The sequence below is a fragment of the Sporosarcina sp. Marseille-Q4943 genome (genome assembly GCF_943736995.1).
In the GTDB taxonomy this organism is placed as follows: domain Bacteria; phylum Bacillota; class Bacilli; order Bacillales_A; family Planococcaceae; genus Sporosarcina.
On sequence record NZ_OX031157.1, the window covers coordinates 1,794,929 to 1,815,334 of the forward strand.

Below are 20,406 nucleotides of genomic sequence, written 5' to 3' on the forward strand. Positions count from 1 at the left end.
TATACTATCTTATCACTCAGAGGAGGTATTTTCGTGTTTTATTATGGATATATGACGCCCCCCATAGTGCCGACGAATCAATTTGCACAACTGGACCCTAATGAAAGAGACCGTCAAGCAAGCGTTCAGCAGATTTTGCAGAAAATCAGAAGGGAAAATTATGACCTGTACCGGGAACTCGACCGGTACGGCATGAATCAGGTCATTACCAATTATGTATTCTCTCTCGTCATCGGATCCACCATCAATGCTTCAACATCAAACCAAACAGCTGCTCAAATCTATCGGCAGTTCCAACAGCAATACCCGTGGATGAATCTATTTTCCCGCCAATTCAATATCCCGCAAAACGTCACTGACCGCATCCTGTTGCGGGTCATTCAACTTACTCTGGATGAAATCCGCGGAGGCCAACCTGGACCTGGACCCGGTCAAGGCTGGATCGGTTGGGAGGACTTGGGCGGTGTCTTGACGTCCGCTCCGGGAGTATCTTCTTGGCAGCCGAATCGTTTGGACGTCTTTGTCCGAGGGACGGACCAAGCGCTTTACCATAAATGGTGGGATGGACGGCAATGGAGTGATTGGGAAAGCCTCGGTGGTGTGTTAACTTCAGCTCCCGCAGCCGTATCTTGGGGACCGAACCGCATCGATGTGTTCGTAAGAGGAACCGACAATGCCCTTTACCATAAATGGTGGGATGGGCGTCAATGGAATGACTGGGAAAGCCTTGGTGGAGTGCTGACGAGCGACCCGGCCGCATCTTCCCGCCGGTCAAATCAGTTGGATGTATTTGTAAGAGGGACTGACAATGGACTATACAAAAAGACATGGAACGGAACACGCTGGGAAGATTGGGAGAACCTCGGCGGCAGCTTGACTTCCGAACCGGCCGCTGTGTCGTGGGGGCCGAATCGGATTGATGTGTTTGCCCGAGGACAGAACCAAGATTTGATTCATAAATGGTGGAACGGATCAACTTGGAGCAATTGGGAAAGCCTCGGCGGAGTCCTCGTCGGCGGACCAACCGTCGCTTCGAAGCAACCGAACCGTCTGCAAGTGTTCGTCAGGGGAACGGATAATAGCTTGTACATGCGAGAATGGAACGGTTCACGCTGGTCCGACTGGCAAAACCTCGGCGGATCGCTTACCTCGAGGCCAGCAGCAGTTTCATGGGGACCGAACCGGACAGACGTTTTCGCCAGAGGACAGAATCAAAACCTCCTTCATTTGTATCAAAACAGATAAACAACCAGCCACTGAAAACATTTCGTTTTCAGTGGCCTTTTCCTGTCTATAGAAGAAAATACGCATAATCCCTGCGAAAAGCGCATAAACTCCTGTAATTACGCATAAGTTCATGTAATCACGCATAAACTCCTGCAAAACCGCATAAATCGCTACAAATGCGCATAATCCTGTTTACCTTCTATATCTAACGCCAGTTTTCCAAAATAATGGCTTCAATCTCTTCCGTAGTAAGCCTCGTCACCAAGGCGATTTTTTCAGTGGAGAAAGCCAATCCATGCATTGTCAGCACTGTGGAAACCTTCTCTTGTCGGATGCCTTGATGTAACCCTATCAAGCGCGCCTCCTCCAATTCCTCTTTCCAATTTTGCATTTGACTCCCTCCTTTCAACTATATGATATCTTCTTTTTCCACTAAACAGGTATTTAGATTACCACCTCCTTCCAACAATATAAAACAAACGTTCTTATTAATCAATGAAACTGATTATTCACTTCCAGGAGCTACGAACAAAAAAACAGGAACACGTCGATACGTGTCCCTGCTGCATAATCGGGTATTCAAAGCTCTTGATAATCCTTCATGAACCTGCCGCTTTCTTTCACTTCGGAGTGATACAGTGCCTTCAATGCAAAACTCTTTTCCAATTCATGTTCCTTCATGATCTGCTTTAACCGCTGCGTCAATTCCGCATTGTTTTTCACAAGCAGTTCCATTTTCGATTTCGAATATTGCATGATCGTGTCCTCCTTGTGCTTTCATATTCTCATTGTAGCATAATCAATCGTCCGGTTACGTCCTGTCCGCTTCGCTTCGTAAAGGCATTGGTCCGCCAACTCCAACAGTTCCGTCGAGTCCTTGCGATCTTCAGGATGCATTGCAATCCCTATCGAAATCGTAACGACTTCCCCGCATGGACTGATTGTGCTTTCCAACTTCTTTCGCAACCGCTCCGCCACTTGAAATGCATCATGTCGATCCGTCTCCGGCAACAGCATGACAAACTCCTCCCCACCGAAACGGCAGCAGACATCATCTTTCCGAGCGACTTCAAGCATTGCTGCCGCCAAATATTTCAGCACCTCATCACCCATAGCATGTCCATATGTATCATTGACACGCTTAAATTTATCGATATCAAAGATGAGCAAAGCAAATGGACGCTCTTGCTCTGTCCACTGCTCCAAATGGGCATCCATAATTCGACGATTCATCAGCTTCGTCAACGGATCGACAGTGGATTGGTGAATAAAGAAATTCAAGCTGTAATTCAATGCCTTTTTCAATTGAATCGCTTCGTAATACCAAGCATGCACATCATTTATTTTTCCGCCTTGATTGTTTTCAGTACTGGATTCGGCATAAGTAGCGAGCGTTGTCAAAGGCTGAGCGATTTTATTGGACAATAATAAAATGACGAGGAAGGAAATGAGTAGGATTGGAGCCGTTTTCAAAATCATTTCTTTTATCATCGTGACGGATGGTGCCAAGGCGACATCCTTCGGCCTTTGGGTCACGACTCCCCAGTCTGCGGTCGGAATCGTCGCATAGCCCGCCAACATTTCGACTCCCTCCGTATTTACAACTTCCATTGCACCGCTCTTCCCAGCTATCAATTTTTGGACAACTGGGTTTTCCAGCACAATATCATTCACTCGCCATGGGTTTTGATGGTAGATGACCCGTCCGCTATTATCGACAACGAAGACATAGGAGCCGTCTTCGTAAAAATGCTCACCCAATACTTCCTGAAGAATGTTTTCCTCCTTCAAATAAACCGTTCCCCCGACAAGGCCGAGATAATCGCCTTCACTGTCGAAAATCGGGTAGGACAGGAAAATGATCAAGCGCCCTGTTAATCCGACATAAGGTTGTGAAATGAAGGCTTCACGCTTCTTTAGCGCTTCGCGACCGCCTTCCGAGTTCAGTTTTTTCCCTTTTAAACCCAATGTCTCTGGGGAGATGGCTAATATTTCTCCGTTTTTATCGACAATTGAAAATGAATTGAATGTGTTCGTCTGTTTTCTCATCCGATTTGCTTCGGAAAGTAATGTTTGTTCAGCGTTTTTTTGACCGATATATGGTGCAATATAATGAGCACTTGCTTCCAGGGATTGTAGCGTCATCGACAAATACGACTCTGTCGACTGCGCCATTTTCACTGCATATGCACGGTTTGTTTCCAAGGTGCTCACAATTAACGATTGCTGCTCCACCCGATAACCCGAAATGATGCTGGCCGCCAATGTCAGCATAATTGATAAGAAGACAACCAGCCCTATTAAATACTTTAAAGATAGTCTCATAGCGACCATTCTCCTCTGTAGATTTTCGCACCTTCACATCATATCATCTAGATTTCCTTTGAACACCCTTATTTTGGAATATACTTTGCGTATAAGAATGAATAGTAATTGACGAATAGGGAAAAATAATGTAAATTACAAAAGTACGAACATTTTCATTGAAATAAAAAATATCATTCGCCTTTAGGAGTGTAATATATGGATACAGTATTTGATTACGAAGATATTCAATTGATTCCCGCTAAATGTATTGTAAATAGTCGCTCAGAGTGCGACACTTCCGTCACGTTAGGTAAACATAAATTCAAATTGCCGGTCGTCCCTGCCAATATGCAGACAATCATTGATGAAAAGGTTGCCATTCAATTGGCAGAAGCCGGTTATTTCTACGTCATGCACCGTTTCAATCCAGAGACGCGTGCTGCATTCATTAAAGATATGCATACCCGTGGCTTGATTGCGTCAATCAGCGTCGGTGTCAAAGAGGATGAGTACGGTTTTGTCGAGCAATTGGCTGCGGACCAGCTCATTCCTGACTACGTGACGATCGATATCGCACATGGCCATTCCAATGCAGTCATCAGTATGATCAAGCATCTAAAAAAGCACCTTCCGGAAACATTCGTCATCGCAGGCAATGTCGGTACGCCGGAAGCGGTGCGCGAACTTGAAAATGCCGGTGCGGACGCAACGAAAGTAGGCATCGGACCAGGGAAAGTTTGCATCACGAAGATTAAAACAGGTTTCGGAACTGGCGGTTGGCAGCTAGCCGCACTTCGCTGGTGTGCAAAAGCCGCATCGAAGCCGATCATCGCAGACGGCGGCATCCGTACACACGGAGACATCGCGAAATCGGTTCGATTTGGCGCGTCCATGGTCATGATCGGTTCGCTTTTCGCAGGGCACGAAGAATCGCCAGGCAAGACAATCGATATTGACGGCAAGCTGTACAAAGAGTATTTCGGATCCGCTTCGGAATACCAAAAAGGCGAAAAGAAAAATGTCGAAGGCAAAAAAATGCATGTGGAATACAAAGGCAAATTGCAAGATACGTTGAATGAAATGCAACAGGATCTCCAGTCGTCCATCTCCTATGCAGGCGGAACGAAGCTGGATGCCATCCGTACAGTCGATTATGTCATCGTGAAAAACTCCATTTTCAATGGGGATAAGGTTTATTAATAAAAAATGAGCCGCCAAATCGGGATTTAACCTGATTCGGCGGCTTTTTAATTTATGCTATCGACCAATAGATAGAGCCCGGTGAAGATTAAAATTATGTACATGAAGATGCGGAAACCGGTTTGATTGACTTTCAGGAATAAATATTGGCCCAAATAGAGACCGAGCCAAACAATCGGCAGCGCGAACAGACTCGATTTCCATACTAGCGTGCTTGTGCCTGCGAAGACGATCTGGATGAGCAAGCTAATTGAATAAATGAATAAATAATAGACGAGCGTCGTGCCTCGCAACGTCTCCTTCGCCGTGTCCGTGCCCGAAAAATAGAGCAGCAATGGCGGACCCGGCATGCCGATGCTCGTCGTCAACGAGCCGGAAAGTCCACCGATGGCAACGTCTCTGTTCGGTGTTTGCGTAATTCTCAGCTTGAGAAACAAGAGGGCAGTCAAGAGAAGGATGACAATACCAATGCCCAGCTTCAATTTCGGAATATCGACGAGCAAAAATACGATGATGCCAAGCGGCAACCCGATGAAGCTACCTATGATGAACCGCTTCATCACTCCCCTATCAATATCCGTCCTCACTTTACGGTACATCGCCAATGAAATGACCAACGACAAGAGCAGATTGATTTGGATGGCGTCCCGCGCTTCGAATAATAGCAGGAGAAAGGGCGTCGCGACGATGGAGAAACCGAACCCGGTCCCCGTCTGGAGGATGGAGGCGAGTAGTATGATTGCGATGAATAAAAGAATGTCCAATTGAATGACCCGCTTTTGCTTTTTGTTAAGTGTAACACGGATTAAATCGCTAAGTTTGTTCTGGTCTGCCCATTGCTTGCGTGGCCGCGTACGTTGGGGTGCTCGTTTTGCGCGATTTACGCTCGCAATTGGGCGAAGTTATGCTCTAGTTCATCGCAGTTATGCTCATCTTGGCACTTTTTACCTATTTATCTACAGCAGAGCTTCCATGGCTAACTATGACCTTAAAAGGGTATATGGAAAGGTAAACTGCTGCGATAGATTCGGAGGAATTAAATTGTTGAAAATACGCATCCGGCATACAAAACGATTTCAAGAGATTACAAATGCTTTTTTACGTAACGGATTCAGCCATTTTCTATTCCGGTTAGGCTTAACCGATCGAGGTTCTTCAAACGACAATGGAAATGAATTGAATATGCAAGATGTCGGGGTCAAACTACGTCATGCTCTGCAGGAGTTGGGACCGACGTTCATTAAACTTGGGCAGATTGCGAGTTCGCGTCGGGATCTTGTTCCGCTGGAAATCGCATTGGAGCTTGAAAAACTACAGGATCACGTTACGCCTGTTCCCTTCGATCAGATTCGTGAAATCGTAGAGTTTGAACTCGAGGAGCCGCTTGAACGCTTATTCAGTACATTCGATGAAAAGCCTTTAGCTACCGCTTCAATTGGTCAAGTCCATATCGCCCACTTGCCAAATGGAGAAGAAGTGGCTGTCAAAGTGCAGAGGCCCGACATCCGGCCAAATGTGGAAACAGACCTTTCAATTTTAAGCGACTTGGCGCGTTTCCTCGAAGAGAATACGGATTGGGCGAAGACTTATCATCTTCGTGATATGATTGCTGAATTCTCAAGGTCTTTGCTCGATGAGCTCGATTACCGTGTAGAGGGGCGAAATGGTGAGCGCATCGCGAAACAATTTGAAGAGATTCCGTTCGTCCATATTCCGAAGATTTATTGGGATTCGTCTACCGATAAAATATTGACGATGGAAATGTTTCACGGCGTCAAAGCAAATGATTTGAAGAAATTGGACGCCAGCGGATATGACCGAAAGCTGATTGCCCGACGGATTGTCGATTCGATGTTCCATCAAATTCTCGATGAAGGCTTTTTCCACGGCGACCCGCATCCGGGCAATATTTATATTCTGCCCGATAACGTCATCTCCTATTTGGATTTCGGGATGGTCGGGCGTCTTGATAATGAACTGAAATACCATTTCGCCTCGCTTATTCTCAATTTGCGTGAAGGCGACACAGAAGGGATGATTGAAGTATTTTCCGATATGGGCATTCTATCGGAAGACACGGACATGCGGGCATTTACGAGAGACGTGGATGACCTGCAAACGAAGTATTACGATGTTTCATTGAATGAGGTGAGCCTTGGTGCCATATTTGTCGAGCTGTTCCAAGTTGCCTACCGCCACCATATTATCGTCCCTTCGGAAATTTCAATCCTAGGCAAAACGATCCTTACGCTGGAAGGGCTCATTGCAAAGCTGGATCCCAAGTTAAGTATCATGGAAGCCGTCGAACCTTTCGGAAGGAAAATGATGCGGGAACGGTACCACCCGAAGAATCTACTGGAGAATTCGTGGAAGGATCTCGTTGAGAACATCGAAATCCTGACGAATTTACCGAAAGATTTGAAAGCCATTGCAACGACAATCCGAAAAGGGAAACTGCAGCTCGACATCAACGTCCAGCAAGTGCAAGTCTTTCTTAGCAGGCTTGACCGGATCAGCAACCGTCTATCATTCAGTATCATCCTGCTGTCTTTCAGCATCCTCATGGTCGGCTTGATCATCGGCTCGGCAATCGCCGGGCAGAGGAATGTGCTATGGCAGTTCCCGATTATTGAGGCCGGTTCCATCATTGCCACGCTCATGTTCCTGTTCATGATCTACACGATCATCCGGTCCGGGCGGATGTGAAGTGTGCACCTCCATTGTCGGTATGCAAGACAATCGGAGGTTTTTTTGCATGGAGATCGTTAAATTTCCTCATTCAAATTTTTTTGAAGGTAACATGAATAATCCCCCGCATTCTGCACATTATAGAATTACTTGATATTATCCTTCCGAAATAGCTCAGCGGTGGAGCAATCGGCTGTTAACCGATAGGCCGTAGGTTCGAATCCTACTTTCGGAGTCAAGGCTGTCTCTGTCTAACGACTGACGAGACAGCCCTTTTTTCATTACCAATGTGGGAGGACAACGACGTGGAAACAAATTTAGCGGTTTTTGCTTTAGGTGGCATCAATGAAATCGGGAAAAATATGTACGTCATTCAATACGCGGACGATATTGTTGTAATCGATTGCGGCTCTAAATTTCCAGACGAGAATTTATTGGGCGTTGATTTGATCATCCAGGACATTTCCTATTTGCGGGAAAATCGGGAAAAAGTGCGGGCACTTATTGTCACACACGGGCATGAGGACCATATCGGTGGCATTCCGTACTTCCTGAAACAACTAAATGTCCCTATCTATGCGACGCGGCTGACACTCGGGCTCATCGAATTGAGATTAAAAGAGCATGGACTTCTTCGGGAAACTGAACGTATTTTAATCGACGGAGATTCGACTGTCGACCTCGGTACGATATCCGCCACCTTCTTCAAAACGAATCACAGCATTCCGGATTGTTTAGGAATCGCCTTCGAAACGCCTGAAGGAACGGTCGTCCACACAGGTGATTTTAAGTTTGACCTGACGCCTGTGAATGAAGAATACGCAGACCTTCATAAGATGGCCGAAATCGGGAAAAAGGGTGTTTTGCTTTTATTGTCCGAAAGCACGAATGCGGAACGTCCTGGCTTTTCGCAATCTGAGCGGGTTGTTGGCAAGCATATCGTGGATGCATTCCGCGAAGCGGACCAAAAGATCTTCATCTCGACATTTGCTTCGAATGTCCATCGTGTACAGCAAATCATTGAAGCTGCGCAGATGACGAATCGGAAAATCGCCTTGCTCGGCAGAAGCATGTTGAATGTCGTATCGGTCGCTGCAGACCTTGGCTATTTGACGGTACCTGAGGGCATGTTGATTGAGCCTCAGGAAATCGATCGGATGAATCCTGAAAATGTCGTCATCATTTGTACAGGCAGCCAAGGCGAACCGATGGCGGCATTATCACGATTATCCAGCAATAACTATCGCCAAGTATCCGTCTATCCCGGAGATACGGTCATCTTCGCTTCCAGCCCTATACCCGGGAATGAAAAAAGCGTGTCGCGCATCATTGATAACCTATATCGACTAGGAGCTAAAGTCATTTATGGAACGGGCGGCGCAACCGGCATGCATGTTTCCGGACACGCATACCGGGATGAGTTGAAGCTGATGCTCACGTTAATGAAACCGACCTATTTTATTCCAATCCACGGGGAATATCGCATGCTGCAGTTGCATCGATCAATGGCGGAATCAGTTGGTGTGGAAAGTGAAAATATTTTCATTTTGAATAATGGCGATGTTGTGGACATTAAAAATGGAGTTGCGCGCCAAACGAGACATGTCGACGCAGGGAATGTCTTTGTGGATGGATTGGGCATCGGGGATGTCGGCAGGGTCGTCTTACGCGACCGGAAACTGCTTTCCGAAGAAGGGATGTTGATCATCGTCGTTTCCATGAGCAAAGCGGAGGGGCGAATTATTTCGGATCCTGACACGATTTCACGAGGCTTCGTCTACGAACGCGATGCGGAGGAACTTTATAAAGAAGTGAATCAGTTGGTCATTTCAACGATCAAGGAAGCAAAACCATCTACCCGGTACCGGCAGAACGACTTGAAACACGCCATCCGGAAGGCAGTTGAAAAGCTTCTTTATACTAGAACGAAAAGAAGGCCAATGATCATTCCTTTTATTATTGAAATATAATAATGAGCAAGTTGGCGGAGGACATCGCTCGTCCTCCGCTTTTTATTTTCATTGCCCTTCCCAGCCCTCTTTTACCAACCCAAACACGTAATGATCAACAAAATTGTTGTATAGCCACTCAGCTTGTTCCAAACGACCTTCCTGTTTGAAGCCGAGTCGTTGTGGAATCGCCGCGCTTTTCACATTTCCAGTTGCTGTACGAACTTCAATTCGGTTCAGTTTTAAATCTCCGAAGCAATAGTCGACAACTGCCTTGCAAGCCTTTGTCATCAAGCCTTTGCCTTCGAAGCCGGTACCTAGCCAATAGCCGATTGATGTCGATTTGTTTGACCAATTAATGCCATGCAAGCCGATTACACCGGCAAGCTCCCCTTTGTACCAAATGCCTGCCTGGAAACCGTCATTCCGGCTGAATTGCTGCAACGTCCCACCGATGAAATTTCTCGAATCGGCGACCGTCTTTGTGAAATCGAGCCATGGCAGCCATTCGCGAAGGCTTTCCCTTGATTGGTCGGTCAACTGAAATAGCTGCTCAGCATGTCTTGTTTCCAATAAACGCAACTCTGTGTCATCATCAATTTTATAAGCGAACATTCTACAGACTCCCCCTTTTATTTGATTCACCCGTGCCAGAAACGCATAAATCCTAACATTCACGCATAAACCCAATGATGTACGCATAATTCTTTCCAAAAACGCATAAATGAAAATAAAAGCTCATAAATCTCGCGAAACACGCATAAACGAAAATAATTGCGCATAAGTCAGTGGCAAACTCAATACTTCCATATCACTCCCCTACCAAGAGCTCCCAAAACCTCGTCGATGCCGGTGAAAGAGGTACACTTTTTAATGAACAAACACCTATGCTTCTATGCGGAATCTGCTCGGTAAGTTGGACTTCGTGCAGGACGCCTCTCTCCAAATAGTCTTCCGTGAACTCCCTTGTCACGCAGGCGATTCCCATGTTCATCCTCGCAAACTCAACGACGAGATCATGTGAGCCCAATTCGAATTCGGGGGAGATTTTTACGCCTTTTGATAAGAAGTGATCCTCGACGTATTTCCTCGAGTTCGAACTCGGCTCAAGGAAGATGAGAGGCAGCTTAGCAAGCTCCCGAAAGCTGACCGGTCTCGCAAGAAGTTTCCGATATTTATCGCCATAGACGAATGTGTCACGGATATCCATGCAAGGCGTCACATTCAGTGAAGGATCCGTGACAGGCAAATTGCAGACGACGATATCCACTTCGCCTGATTTCAGGAATGAAATAAGCTCGTCAGTCGTCCCATTCTCAATCTTTAATTTTATATTAGGGTATCGAGCACGGAAGGCCTCCAATTGGGGGAGGAGAAAATACTTGGAAATCGTATCTCCAACGCCGATCCGCAGTTCGCCAGTCGTCAGGTTTTTGAACTCGGCAATCTTTTCTTCCCCGATTTCGATTAAATTGATGGCCGAATTAACATACTCCAAAAGAAGGCTTCCTTCATTCGTCAGCGTGACTCCTTTAGGGGTCCGATTGAAGAGACGTGTATCCAGCTCCCGTTCCAATTGCATGATGGATTGGCTGACTGCAGGCTGGGTCATGAAAAGTTCCTTCGCGGCTCCGGAAAAGCTTTCATTCTTGCCGACAACACAAAAAATTCGATACAAATCCAACTTGCTAACCATATAACCACCCCTTATACCCATCATTAGATATATTAATTTTACTTATATCACTAATCGGTAGTATAGTACAAGTAGATCATCAGGTAAGTTATAGCGATAAGGAGCGATAACATTGGAAAGAGTAGTAGGAACGGTTGTCAGAGGTCTTCGTGGCCCGATTATTAATAAAGGGGATAATATCGAAGAGATCGTCGTAGATAGCGTGTTAAAAGCGGCGGAAGTCGAAGGGTTCACCATTAATGACAGAGATATCGTCACCATCACGGAATCCATCGTAGCTCGCGCACAAGACAATTACGCGACAGTCGACCATATTGCGAAAGATGTTCAATCGAAATTCGGCGACAGCACAATCGGAGTCATTTTCCCGATTTTGAGCCGCAACCGATTTGCCATCTGTCTCCGCGGAATCGCGAAAGGTGCTGCGAAGAAAATCGTACTGATGCTCAGCTATCCATCCGATGAAGTCGGCAACCATCTCGTCGATATTGACACGCTCGACGAAAAAGGCGTCAACCCATGGACGGACGTATTGAACGAACAAGAATTCCGCAACCATTTCGGATACAAAAAACATACATTTACTGGTATCGATTATATCGATTATTATAAATCAATCGTTGAGGAATACGGTGTTGAATGTGAAGTCATCTTCTCGAACAACGCAAAGACGATTCTTGATTACACAAAAGACGTGCTCACTTGCGATATCCATTCTCGCGCTAGAACGAAACGGATTTTGGAAGCTAACGGCGGCGAAAAAATCTATAGCCTTGATAACATCCTTGCCGAATCTATCGATGGCAGCGGTTTTAACGAGGCATACGGATTGCTCGGCTCCAACAAGGCGACGGAAGACAGCGTAAAACTTTTCCCTCGTAATTGCCAGCCGGTCGTCGACTCGATTCAAGCTTCGCTGAAAGAAAAGACCGGGAAAACGGTTGAAGTCATGGTATATGGCGACGGAGCTTTCAAAGACCCAGTCGGAAAGATTTGGGAGCTCGCGGATCCGGTCGTTTCACCTGCCTACACAGCAGGACTCGACGGCACACCGAATGAAATCAAGTTGAAATACCTTGCAGACAACAACTTCGCTGATCTACGCGGCGAAGAGTTAAAAAAAGCGATCAATGAATTCATCGAAAACAAAGAGGAAGATCTCGTCGGCTCCATGGAATCCCAAGGAACGACACCACGGAAACTGACAGACCTCATCGGCTCCTTGTCCGATTTGACGTCAGGCAGCGGCGATAAAGGAACTCCAATTGTGTTCATTCAAGGATACTTTGATAACTTTACGAAATAATATGCGGCCCTTAGTCATTTGATTAAGGGCTGATTTTTTATTTCATATTCAGTGTCACCCCCTTAATTGCGGAGGAACATAGAGGCGGAACCTTTTTCCTTTACTGCGTCCTACTTGCCGGCAATGCATTTATAAACTCATGCACTTCCTTATAATGTGCATGAGGTGTTACTGAAAACTCCATCGTTTGGATATCGGGAAGCCAATGGACGCCCACAGTATGTATGTCGGCTCCCATACCTGCTTGAATGTCCGCATCGCTATCACCTACAAACATTGCCTCATGATTATTCACATGTAACTGTGATAACGCCTTGAATAATCCTTCTGGGTGTGGCTTTGGCTGAACTACATCATCGCCGGTTATGATTACATCAAAGTAGTTGTACATTTGGAGGGCTTTCATCGAAATTTCCAAACTTCTCTTAGCCTTACCTGTTACAATCGCTAATTTTAGGCCCTTCTTTTTCAACTTCATCAACAAATCATGAATCTCCTGATTTGCTGCAACTAGATCATGATGCTTTTCCAAATATTTTTCGTAATACAACTCAATTGCCTGTTCCTTATCTTCATGCAGAAGATTTCCATTGATAATTCCTACTTCACATGGACCGAACATGGCTCTGATTTCCCCTGACGACAGGTCTTTGTTGTCAAACTCCTTAAAAACACTTTGAAAAGCATAATCACAAATCGGTAATGTATTCGCTAATGTTCCGTCAAAATCAAAAATAATTGCTTTCAAATGTAACACTCCTTTCCCTATTCTTCCCTATTAAACGAGTTCGACATTGCGTGTGAATAACCCTTTTATTGTTTAGCCAGTCACTTTGAGCAAGGTAGTCCTCCCACTATCATCCAGTCTTTTACAGCCGAAAAATCTGTACGGAACTACTTATCATAATTATGATAAGATGTGAAGTTAGGAATATAAAGACTATTTCCCGTCAAATACCACGCAATCTTTTGTACCGTAGAGGAGCAGACAGTAGAAATTCATAGAGTCGAAGAGGAATCTAATATATCGTGTTTCCACTATCCTTCTGCGGGCTCCTGGGTGGGTCTTTTTTGTTATTTTGACCTTCTTTCACTTACTCCATAAATCATTCCTCGCAAAACTTGAAACGTTTTATCCATCCCATTCACCTAATGTATAGAAGGTGGTGATTCCATGCCGAAAAAGGAAAGACTTGTAAAGCAAGCAATCAAAGGCGATCAGAACGCATTGCAACTGCTTCTGAAAGAAGAGAAAGACAAACTCTATAAAATGGCATTCATTTACATGAAAAATGAACATGATGCAGTGGAAGTATTTCAGCAAACCGTATTGGAGGTCATTGAATCCATACACCAATTAAGGAATCCGGCATATTTCAGCACGTGGGTGACACGGATTTGCATTAATGTTTCGTTGAAGGAAATTCGCAAAAATAAAAAGGTCGTTACACTTGAGGATTATTCAATTCCCGACGTCATTGAAGAGGTCAGTAGTTCGATCGAAGAAAAACTGGATTTGACCAGTGTCCTCTATGAATTGGATGAGAAGTACAAATCAGTTATCGTTTTACGTTTTTATTATGATTTCACAATCAAGCAGATTGCAGATGTACTTGAATGTCCTGAGGGAACTGTCAAAACGAACTTACATAGGGGTCTCGCCCTGTTGAAAACAAAAATGAAGGGAGTTTATATGGATGAAAGACGAAACGAAAATTATTGAAGACACGATGGAAGCCATACCTGTACCAAGTGAGAAGCTGGATTCAATCATTGAGAATTCATTCAAAGGGGATGCACCGCCCCGTAAGAGGACTGGCAAAAGGCGAGCCGGATATGTACTTGCCGCCACACTGGCAATTAGTATTTTAGGCGGGACGGTAATGTTGAATCCAGCGATGGCGAATATGATAAGCCAACTGCCGGTCATCGGGAATGTATTCGACTATTTCGGTTCAACGAGTAAACCGGCCTATAAAGAGTTTGGACAGCTTGCAACCGACGTCGGCCGGACTGCTGAAGATAAAGGCGTATTAATCAATATCGACCAAGGAGTGTTCGATGGGACGACCATCACTTTGGCAGTGACGATACAAACAACTAAAAATTATGGCTCAACCATATTTTTTGAAGGCTGGCCTTCCGTTGAGGGCGAGTCCGCTGGAAATGCCGGCGCCTCCTTTGAGAAAGTGAAAGGATTGGGCTACGTAGGCATTATGACGATCACTCCCCGGTTTTCGGACACTCCCGACAAGGTGGATGTCATCTGGGAGCCGAAAAAGTTGCTTGGCGATAAAAAAGAGGTGAAAGGCGACTGGAAGTTAAACTTCTCCCTGCCTTTAATCGAACCCGAAGTGCTGACTTTGAATAAGCAAGTTGAAAAAGAAGGTGTTGCTATCCAATTCAAGGAAGTGAGAAAGACACCGTTAACCTTCAATATTTATTATCAGCAATTGGTCGACCCTGCATTGCTAGATGACTGGACGGCCGTCGAAGCAGAGCTGAAAGCGACGGATGACCTAGGGAATGAATACGAAGTTCCTTATAACGGCGGGTTTACTGAGGGCGGTGCCAGGACTCGGGAGGATCTGCAATGGAGTGCGACCATCCATAACATTGATCCGCTGGCGACAAAACTCATTTTCCATCCATTTGCGACAGTGAGCACAATTGACGGGGCAAAAATAATTTACTTCGAAGATATTGAAATTGATTTGTAAAAAGCATAGGCTGTCGCCCCTCCATATGGGCGACAGTCTTTTCACCGTTAACTTGGTAATCTTCTACCATTCTATGTTATTATATTTGCAATTCTATAACTATTCTAAGGAGGCATCTCATGTTCATTCGAAAATTGAAATTGTCCATAGGCGCGTTTGCCATCGCGGGAAGTTTGCTAGTTTCCCAGCAGGTCAATGCGGCGAGTATGCGAAGCTTTACGGATGTACCGACGACAAAGCCTTATGCGAATGCCGTTTATGAGCTTGCAGAGCGGAATATTATTAGCGGGTATGAAGACGGGACGTTCAAGCCAGCTGCTTCCATCACACGTGGACAAGCTGCTGCCATTATTGCAAAGTTGCGGAACCTTGATACGAAGAATGTGAAGGACCCTGGATTCAAGGATGTGCCGCATTCCCAGTGGAGTTATGGTGCGATTGCCGCACTCGCCAATGCAGGTGTCATCAATGGATATGGAGATGGTCGGTTCGGACCGAACGACTCAATAACGCGGGCACAGATGGCTTCTATTCTCGTAAAGGCTTTTGAACTTCCGCACTACACTTACACCAGCAGTGAAAATCCATTTACGGATACGCAACGGCTTGGCAGTCACCAAACAAACATCAACATTCTATACAAACTGGGGATCACATCGGGGACTTCTTCGAGTACATTCAGCCCGAATGCCCCGATTTCAAGAGCGCAGGCTGCTGTGCTCATTAGCAAGACTGAGAAAGTAAAAGCGACGATTATTACTATTAAAGCAGCTGACTTCGGTTGGGACACCTTTACCTTTACTCCATATGAAGAACCGGACGACATCATTCATGCTGTTCGAAGTACGCAATTTACTTGGAAGCAAATTCAACTCGTCCCAATGCAAGAAGGAACTGCTACACTCTCTCTGATTGAGAGGCCGAGAGACCAGGGTTCATCTAACAACTATCGCAAGTATTATGTCCATGTAACGAAAGAGGACGAACAGTTGAAACTAACATTAGAACAATCGGAGGACATTCTTCCGGCTGAAGTATCACTTCTTACAGGGCAGATAAAGAAAATTTCACTCGCCACAATGGAAGGGGTAATACTCGAGGAAGAAGTGAAGCTCAAGCCTTGTAACTACACCGTTACGCAACCCGTTTCCTCCTGCTTATTCATTGATGAGCCAGGTGAATACATTGCTACTGTACATTTTGAAAACGGAAAAGTTGTTCGCTATGGCATTTCAGCTTCGGTTAATAAAACTTCTTTCTATTTAGACGTTCAAACGATTGAAGAACAACCGGAATTGACAATCGACCTCGGCGGATCGGCAGCTGAACTCGGCAAACACGTCCTTCCTGAAGGCAGCGAAAAGATTGCCGTTGTAACACGAGACAAGGACTCCAACAAGTTCCATATTAAAGGTGTCTCGGAAGGCACGGTCAACGTCAAATTCTCTGCCAGCAAAGGTGCTATTGAAGAATTAACCATACATGTCCAAAAAATAGGCTCCATTATTAAAGTGATCGCTGCCCCGGCGGATAAATACCATTGATAGGGACCCCTTAACCTAAAATAAATTCCTTAGTGAATGTCGAGGGTTTCGAATAGAGAAGTGACAAAAGGTGGAGGAGGGAGCAACCCCTCTACCTTTCTTTTCTTAATTCCTCCAACACCTTCTGGGCTTGATAACCAACCTCAAAATCATAGAGCTCGGCTTCTCCTCCATTCGCTGCTTTTAGCAGTTCATCAATAAGTCTCGGTGGAGCCACCTCTTCAAGGGAAATCGGTTTCAGATCGTCGCCTGTTTTCCCTCCTCTTAATTCTCCCCAGTTTTCTAGCGTTAGGACGCCTTCCGATCCGTATGCGGTAAATCCGATATGCTCTTTGCCAGCAAGCCCGCTTATTCCTTCAATCAAAACTGGCGTGCCATCTGCCAGCTCTGCCGTGGCGACAATGCCGGTCTCGCATAGCACCGAATCATCAGGAAATTCCAACCGGGTTTGGATATTATGGATATCGCCAAATAGCTTCAACGTCTGTTGGATGAAATGGACACCGACTTCGAGGACAAAGCCACCTTGCTCTCGCCCGCCGACCCAGTCATTTTTTTGCCAAGCACGCGGCCATTCCGGAAAATGCATGGAGAGCTGGAGGCGACGCAGCTTTCCTACGTAATTTCCATCAATCAGCTCAGCGAACTTCGTTGCTGCCTGGCTGTAATTCAGCGGGAAGTTCATGGCGTGAACAATGCCCGCATCCATTGCGGCATCAGCCATCTCTTTCGCCTCTTCCAATGAATTCGCTAAAGGCTTCTCGCATAAGACATGCTTTTTTGCCCAGATGGCATCCATAACAATCGAATGATGGAATTTCGGCGGCACCGCCACGTAAACGAGATCCACTTCGTCGTTGGCAAGCAACTGCTTATAGTCTGTGTAGGCTTTTAAGCCGCCAAGTTTTTCAGCTGTTCCCTTTGCAAGTGTTTCCAGCTGATCACAAACAGCAACGACGGCGGCTCCTTCGTGCTCCGTGAATTGTTTGATCAACCGTTGACCAATGGCTCCCAAGCCGATAATTCCAATATGTATCATGAAAATTCCCCCTTTTTTCTATCGTACATTAGGCGAGACGGACTGTCATTTAATCCTCTAACGAGAACTCTTCAGGAGAAAACGTGAACTTTTCACCTATCAATCCGGTAAATCCCTTTCCGGTCCCGCATTCGGCAATCGTTCTGTTCAAAAATACGGATCATATGCTGATTCGCCTCGTCGGTACTGCCGACGTAAGTCTTCGCGCCAAACTCCTGCAGCAAGTTGAGCGAAATCCGGTGAAACATAGCCCCGTACCCTTTCCCTCGCCATTCAGGAACGACGCCGAAATAAAACAACCGACCTTCATCGACAGTTCCTTGCTCGATCATTGGGATGCTCAAACCGATAGGCTCGTCGGATTTCCAAAAGATGAAACAGCGCGCCCTCCATTCCTGACCGAGCTCATTTTCCAAGGATTCCATCACCTGCTCAATTGTGAACAGCTTATTTTTATTCGCGGATCCGCTGCGGCAACGTTCATACAGTTTCGCGAAATCGGAATCACCGATCCTCCCAGCTGCCAAAGCTTCCATTGAAATTCCAGGCTCAACCGGAAACTTCTCATTCAGCGCTCGCGTATATTCCACAATCGTCGATACTTTCCGGAAGCCCTCTTCGAACAGCCACTTCTCATAGGACGCATCCATTAATAACGACAAATAACCGACCCGATTCCCCTTCCATCTCTCAAGCAAACGACTGAACGCCCCTAAGTATTCCTGGCCGGTAATCCCCTCGACCTTCACTTGATCAACAAGCCAATATTCATTATCCTTCTCAATTCGATTAAATAATTCCACTCTTTCATTCTCCTTTTATCCCGTTTCCAACTTTATGAAGTTTCGCCAAGACATACATAGATTCCTTCTGCTTTTCAAAGATTCAACTCCCCATCCTTCGGGTACGTGGAGTAGAGGAGCAAATTTAATGTTATAAGAAAGGACTACTATGTTTGGACTTGCTGATTTAGTTTCGCTGATTATTTCCGCCTTTATCATTTTGCCAGTTGTCTCATTCCTGAGGGAATCCGGCTACCTCATCATAAGTGCCATGTTCGGGGTCAAAAATCCAAGGCTGACAATTGGATCAGGTCCGAGATTAAAAAAAATCGGCATATTTGACATCCGGAAATATTATCACATGTATAGTTGGTTTTCTTTTGATTCATTAAAAAGAGACAACAGGTTTGCATATATATGTATTTATGCAGGCCCAATCCTTATAAATCTTGTCTTAGCACTTGCGATAAACGTATTGCTGGCAAATGGATTTTTGGAAAACTACAGAACCTTTTTTGAACGATTTATCTTTTATGTATTTTACTTTGTACTGCTGGATTCCGTCCCGATGTTCACTGTGAATGGAAAACCGAACAATGGGATGATCTTATACGAAATGCTTCGCTATGGAAAACGGATCGATTATAATGATGAACCTTTCATTCCCGCCACGACAGACGTTGAAGAAGAAGTTCAGGAGCAAATGGAAAAAATTGAAGAAATTATTGAGGAGGAAAAAAAGAGTGACAGTCCCCCACGTTCGTAGGTTGACTGTCACTTCATTTTATTGTTCGTCTTTGTCAGCTAACTTTCGTTCTTTCGTGAAGTCCGGTTCTTCACCGAACTCAGTATTCAAAGCCGGGCTGGAATTACGACGCCGGTTTGTTACCACTTCACTATCCTCATCCGGTTTGAATAAAAGTCCTAAGCAAATCAAACCGCTAATTGCTACAAGTGCATATACTACCCTCGCCAAAAATGCGTCCTGTCCGCCAAATATTGATGCGACCAAGTCAAATTGGAAAAAAGCGATTAGTCCCCAATTCAATGCTCCAATAATAACTAATGCTAATGCAATGCGTCGAAGCGCTCCCATTTCATATTCCTCCTCATATAAACAATTATGATTATCTTTTGCTAAATGAGGATTTTCATACACGAGAAACGACTCCAAAAATAACCAATTGCCTTTATGCTCTATTCAAACGTTGAAACTTTCGGCCGGAATAACCGTAAATGAAAGTATAAAGGAGTGTGAAAAATGAACAATAAGCCTGTATTGGACATCCCGAAAACTTTGTTTGAAAAATCGCTGGACATTGTAACGGCAGCCGTCTATTTAGCTGGCATCATCTACACGATTGTCATTTGGAGCCAACTTCCCGACCAAGTGCCTGCCCATTATAACGCATCGGGCGAGGTGAATCGTTGGGGATCGAAATGGGAGCTCATCCTGTTGCCGGTCATTGCTGCCTTTTTAGCTGTTTTCATGACATTTTTGGAGAAGCATCCCGAATTGCATAATTACCGGAAGTTGAATGACAGCAATATCGAGTTCCAATATAAAAATTCGCGGATGCTCATGAATGTCCTGAAAAATGAATGTGTCCTGCTTTTTACGTTTCTGACATATAAAACTGAGCAAGTCGCTATAGGAAAAATCGACTCTCTAAGCGTCGCTTTTTTGCCTATTTTTCTTATCATCATTTTCGGGTCGATGGTTTTCTTCATCATTCGTTCATTTAAATAATTGTTTTGTTTTTATAGTTTTTTAGCAAAGCCCATGTCATTTCCCAACTGAAATTTTCACATTAACAATGACTTTCAATCAGCGAAACGCTTGGTTTTTCTATTACTTTTTGATAAAATGAAGGGGTGCGCATTAATAAAAGAAGTTTGACTATAATTTGCCTTAAGGCAGAAGGAGTAGGTGCTTTACAACTAAGGA

Annotated in this window: 20 protein-coding genes and 1 tRNA gene; 11 read left to right on the plus strand and 10 right to left on the minus strand. The window is 45.0% G+C overall.

Annotated features, from left to right (window positions below; translation table 11 throughout):
• Nucleotides 1-33: 33 nt before the first annotated feature.
• Nucleotides 34-1,245: a DUF346 domain-containing protein gene (locus tag NIT04_RS18070; protein WP_252504889.1), complete on the plus strand. Its 1,212-nt coding sequence runs from the start codon at nucleotides 34-36 to the stop codon at nucleotides 1,243-1,245.
• Between the two features lie 187 nt (nucleotides 1,246-1,432).
• On the opposite strand, the gene NIT04_RS18075 is transcribed toward NIT04_RS18070, so the two are convergent.
• The 3 genes from NIT04_RS18075 to NIT04_RS18085 all read right to left on the minus strand — a co-directional run bounded on the left by NIT04_RS18075 (nucleotide 1,433) and on the right by NIT04_RS18085 (nucleotide 3,552).
• The gene (locus NIT04_RS18075) at nucleotides 1,433-1,618 is read right to left on the minus strand and encodes a hypothetical protein (protein ID WP_252504890.1); all 186 of its coding nucleotides are present in this window, start codon (nucleotides 1,616-1,618) and stop codon (nucleotides 1,433-1,435) included.
• Between the two features lie 188 nt (nucleotides 1,619-1,806).
• Nucleotides 1,807-1,983: a hypothetical protein gene (locus tag NIT04_RS18080; RefSeq protein WP_252504891.1), complete on the minus strand. Its 177-nt coding sequence runs from the start codon at nucleotides 1,981-1,983 to the stop codon at nucleotides 1,807-1,809.
• 21 nt (nucleotides 1,984-2,004) lie between these two features.
• Nucleotides 2,005-3,552 carry a sensor domain-containing diguanylate cyclase gene (locus NIT04_RS18085; protein WP_252504892.1) on the minus strand — a complete coding sequence of 516 codons (1,548 nt, stop codon included), beginning with the start codon at nucleotides 3,550-3,552 and terminating at the stop codon, nucleotides 2,005-2,007.
• A gap of 198 nt (nucleotides 3,553-3,750) precedes the next feature.
• Here NIT04_RS18085 and guaC point away from each other — a divergent pair, with 198 nt between their 5' ends.
• Complete coding sequence (guaC, locus tag NIT04_RS18090; protein WP_252504893.1) at nucleotides 3,751-4,734, plus strand: GMP reductase; 984 nt, start codon at nucleotides 3,751-3,753, stop codon at nucleotides 4,732-4,734.
• A gap of 47 nt (nucleotides 4,735-4,781) precedes the next feature.
• Here the strand turns inward: guaC and NIT04_RS18095 are convergent, their stop codons facing one another.
• Nucleotides 4,782-5,498: a sulfite exporter TauE/SafE family protein gene (locus NIT04_RS18095; protein WP_252504894.1), complete on the minus strand. Its 717-nt coding sequence runs from the start codon at nucleotides 5,496-5,498 to the stop codon at nucleotides 4,782-4,784.
• Between the two features lie 277 nt (nucleotides 5,499-5,775).
• Here NIT04_RS18095 and NIT04_RS18100 point away from each other — a divergent pair, with 277 nt between their 5' ends.
• The 3 genes from NIT04_RS18100 (at nucleotide 5,776) to NIT04_RS18110 (ending at nucleotide 9,392) form a co-directional block, all read left to right on the plus strand.
• Nucleotides 5,776-7,440 (plus strand): AarF/ABC1/UbiB kinase family protein, encoded by a 1,665-nt coding sequence (locus tag NIT04_RS18100; protein WP_252504895.1) that lies wholly within the window; start codon nucleotides 5,776-5,778, stop codon nucleotides 7,438-7,440.
• Between the two features lie 145 nt (nucleotides 7,441-7,585).
• Nucleotides 7,586-7,657: transfer RNA gene (locus NIT04_RS18105), tRNA-Asn, on the plus strand.
• A 52-nt stretch (nucleotides 7,658-7,709) separates the two neighbouring features.
• The gene (locus NIT04_RS18110) at nucleotides 7,710-9,392 is read left to right on the plus strand and encodes a ribonuclease J (RefSeq protein ID WP_252504896.1); all 1,683 of its coding nucleotides are present in this window, start codon (nucleotides 7,710-7,712) and stop codon (nucleotides 9,390-9,392) included.
• 48 nt (nucleotides 9,393-9,440) lie between these two features.
• Here the strand turns inward: NIT04_RS18110 and NIT04_RS18115 are convergent, their stop codons facing one another.
• Both NIT04_RS18115 and NIT04_RS18120 read right to left on the minus strand, forming a co-directional pair.
• The gene (locus NIT04_RS18115) at nucleotides 9,441-9,986 is read right to left on the minus strand and encodes a GNAT family N-acetyltransferase (RefSeq protein ID WP_252504897.1); all 546 of its coding nucleotides are present in this window, start codon (nucleotides 9,984-9,986) and stop codon (nucleotides 9,441-9,443) included.
• Nucleotides 9,987-10,182: 196 nt separating this feature from the next.
• Nucleotides 10,183-11,067 (minus strand): LysR family transcriptional regulator, encoded by an 885-nt coding sequence (locus NIT04_RS18120; RefSeq protein ID WP_252504898.1) that lies wholly within the window; start codon nucleotides 11,065-11,067, stop codon nucleotides 10,183-10,185.
• Between the two features lie 112 nt (nucleotides 11,068-11,179).
• On the opposite strand from NIT04_RS18120, the gene NIT04_RS18125 reads away from it, so the two are divergent.
• Entirely contained in the window at nucleotides 11,180-12,373 is a 1,194-nt protein-coding gene (locus NIT04_RS18125; protein WP_252504899.1) for a coenzyme F420-0:L-glutamate ligase, read from the plus strand.
• Between the two features lie 100 nt (nucleotides 12,374-12,473).
• Here NIT04_RS18125 and NIT04_RS18130 read toward each other — a convergent pair whose 3' ends face one another.
• Nucleotides 12,474-13,121 carry an HAD family hydrolase gene (locus NIT04_RS18130; protein ID WP_252504900.1) on the minus strand — a complete coding sequence of 216 codons (648 nt, stop codon included), beginning with the start codon at nucleotides 13,119-13,121 and terminating at the stop codon, nucleotides 12,474-12,476.
• 426 nt (nucleotides 13,122-13,547) lie between these two features.
• Here NIT04_RS18130 and NIT04_RS18135 point away from each other — a divergent pair, with 426 nt between their 5' ends.
• The 3 genes from NIT04_RS18135 (at nucleotide 13,548) to NIT04_RS18145 (ending at nucleotide 16,637) form a co-directional block, all read left to right on the plus strand.
• On the plus strand, nucleotides 13,548-14,096 hold the full coding sequence (locus NIT04_RS18135) for a sigma-70 family RNA polymerase sigma factor (protein ID WP_252504901.1): 549 nt from the start codon (nucleotides 13,548-13,550) through the stop codon (nucleotides 14,094-14,096).
• A complete protein-coding gene (locus NIT04_RS18140; RefSeq protein WP_252504902.1) occupies nucleotides 14,071-15,093 on the plus strand; it encodes a DUF4179 domain-containing protein in 1,023 nt (340 codons plus the stop codon). The genes NIT04_RS18135 and NIT04_RS18140 overlap by 26 nt, the downstream gene beginning before the upstream one ends.
• A 119-nt stretch (nucleotides 15,094-15,212) precedes the next feature.
• Nucleotides 15,213-16,637 carry an S-layer homology domain-containing protein gene (locus NIT04_RS18145; protein ID WP_252504903.1) on the plus strand — a complete coding sequence of 475 codons (1,425 nt, stop codon included), beginning with the start codon at nucleotides 15,213-15,215 and terminating at the stop codon, nucleotides 16,635-16,637.
• Nucleotides 16,638-16,728: 91 nt separating this feature from the next.
• On the opposite strand, the gene NIT04_RS18150 is transcribed toward NIT04_RS18145, so the two are convergent.
• Together NIT04_RS18150 and NIT04_RS18155 are read right to left on the minus strand one after the other, a co-directional pair.
• The gene (locus tag NIT04_RS18150) at nucleotides 16,729-17,676 is read right to left on the minus strand and encodes a Gfo/Idh/MocA family protein (protein ID WP_252504904.1); all 948 of its coding nucleotides are present in this window, start codon (nucleotides 17,674-17,676) and stop codon (nucleotides 16,729-16,731) included.
• 92 nt (nucleotides 17,677-17,768) lie between these two features.
• On the minus strand, nucleotides 17,769-18,479 hold the full coding sequence (locus tag NIT04_RS18155) for a GNAT family N-acetyltransferase (protein WP_252504905.1): 711 nt from the start codon (nucleotides 18,477-18,479) through the stop codon (nucleotides 17,769-17,771).
• Between the two features lie 148 nt (nucleotides 18,480-18,627).
• On the opposite strand from NIT04_RS18155, the gene NIT04_RS18160 reads away from it, so the two are divergent.
• Nucleotides 18,628-19,224 carry a hypothetical protein gene (locus tag NIT04_RS18160; RefSeq protein WP_252504906.1) on the plus strand — a complete coding sequence of 199 codons (597 nt, stop codon included), beginning with the start codon at nucleotides 18,628-18,630 and terminating at the stop codon, nucleotides 19,222-19,224.
• Between the two features lie 18 nt (nucleotides 19,225-19,242).
• Here the strand turns inward: NIT04_RS18160 and NIT04_RS18165 are convergent, their stop codons facing one another.
• Complete coding sequence (locus NIT04_RS18165; protein ID WP_252504907.1) at nucleotides 19,243-19,554, minus strand: DUF378 domain-containing protein; 312 nt, start codon at nucleotides 19,552-19,554, stop codon at nucleotides 19,243-19,245.
• A gap of 165 nt (nucleotides 19,555-19,719) precedes the next feature.
• On the opposite strand from NIT04_RS18165, the gene NIT04_RS18170 reads away from it, so the two are divergent.
• Complete coding sequence (locus NIT04_RS18170) at nucleotides 19,720-20,208, plus strand: DUF1648 domain-containing protein (RefSeq protein WP_252504908.1); 489 nt, start codon at nucleotides 19,720-19,722, stop codon at nucleotides 20,206-20,208.
• Nucleotides 20,209-20,406 lie beyond the last annotated feature (198 nt).

Excerpts from the sequence above, each read along its gene's own strand:
- NIT04_RS18115 (WP_252504897.1), bottom strand. The coding sequence starts at position 9,986 with ATGTTCGCTTATAAAATTGATGATGACACAGAGTTGCGTTTATTGGAA.
- NIT04_RS18085 (WP_252504892.1), bottom strand. The coding sequence starts at position 3,552 with ATGAGACTATCTTTAAAGTATTTAATAGGGCTGGTTGTCTTCTTATCA.
- NIT04_RS18075 (WP_252504890.1), bottom strand. The coding sequence starts at position 1,618 with ATGCAAAATTGGAAAGAGGAATTGGAGGAGGCGCGCTTGATAGGGTTA.
- NIT04_RS18160 (WP_252504906.1), top strand. The coding sequence starts at position 18,628 with ATGTTTGGACTTGCTGATTTAGTTTCGCTGATTATTTCCGCCTTTATC.
- guaC (WP_252504893.1), top strand. The coding sequence starts at position 3,751 with ATGGATACAGTATTTGATTACGAAGATATTCAATTGATTCCCGCTAAA.
- NIT04_RS18110 (WP_252504896.1), top strand. The coding sequence starts at position 7,710 with ATGTGGGAGGACAACGACGTGGAAACAAATTTAGCGGTTTTTGCTTTA.
- NIT04_RS18170 (WP_252504908.1), top strand. The coding sequence starts at position 19,720 with ATGAACAATAAGCCTGTATTGGACATCCCGAAAACTTTGTTTGAAAAA.
- NIT04_RS18135 (WP_252504901.1), top strand. The coding sequence starts at position 13,548 with ATGCCGAAAAAGGAAAGACTTGTAAAGCAAGCAATCAAAGGCGATCAG.
- NIT04_RS18165 (WP_252504907.1), bottom strand. The coding sequence starts at position 19,554 with ATGGGAGCGCTTCGACGCATTGCATTAGCATTAGTTATTATTGGAGCA.
- NIT04_RS18140 (WP_252504902.1), top strand. The coding sequence starts at position 14,071 with ATGAAAGACGAAACGAAAATTATTGAAGACACGATGGAAGCCATACCT.
- NIT04_RS18150 (WP_252504904.1), bottom strand. The coding sequence starts at position 17,676 with ATGATACATATTGGAATTATCGGCTTGGGAGCCATTGGTCAACGGTTG.
- NIT04_RS18120 (WP_252504898.1), bottom strand. The coding sequence starts at position 11,067 with ATGGTTAGCAAGTTGGATTTGTATCGAATTTTTTGTGTTGTCGGCAAG.
- NIT04_RS18080 (WP_252504891.1), bottom strand. The coding sequence starts at position 1,983 with ATGCAATATTCGAAATCGAAAATGGAACTGCTTGTGAAAAACAATGCG.
- NIT04_RS18145 (WP_252504903.1), top strand. The coding sequence starts at position 15,213 with ATGTTCATTCGAAAATTGAAATTGTCCATAGGCGCGTTTGCCATCGCG.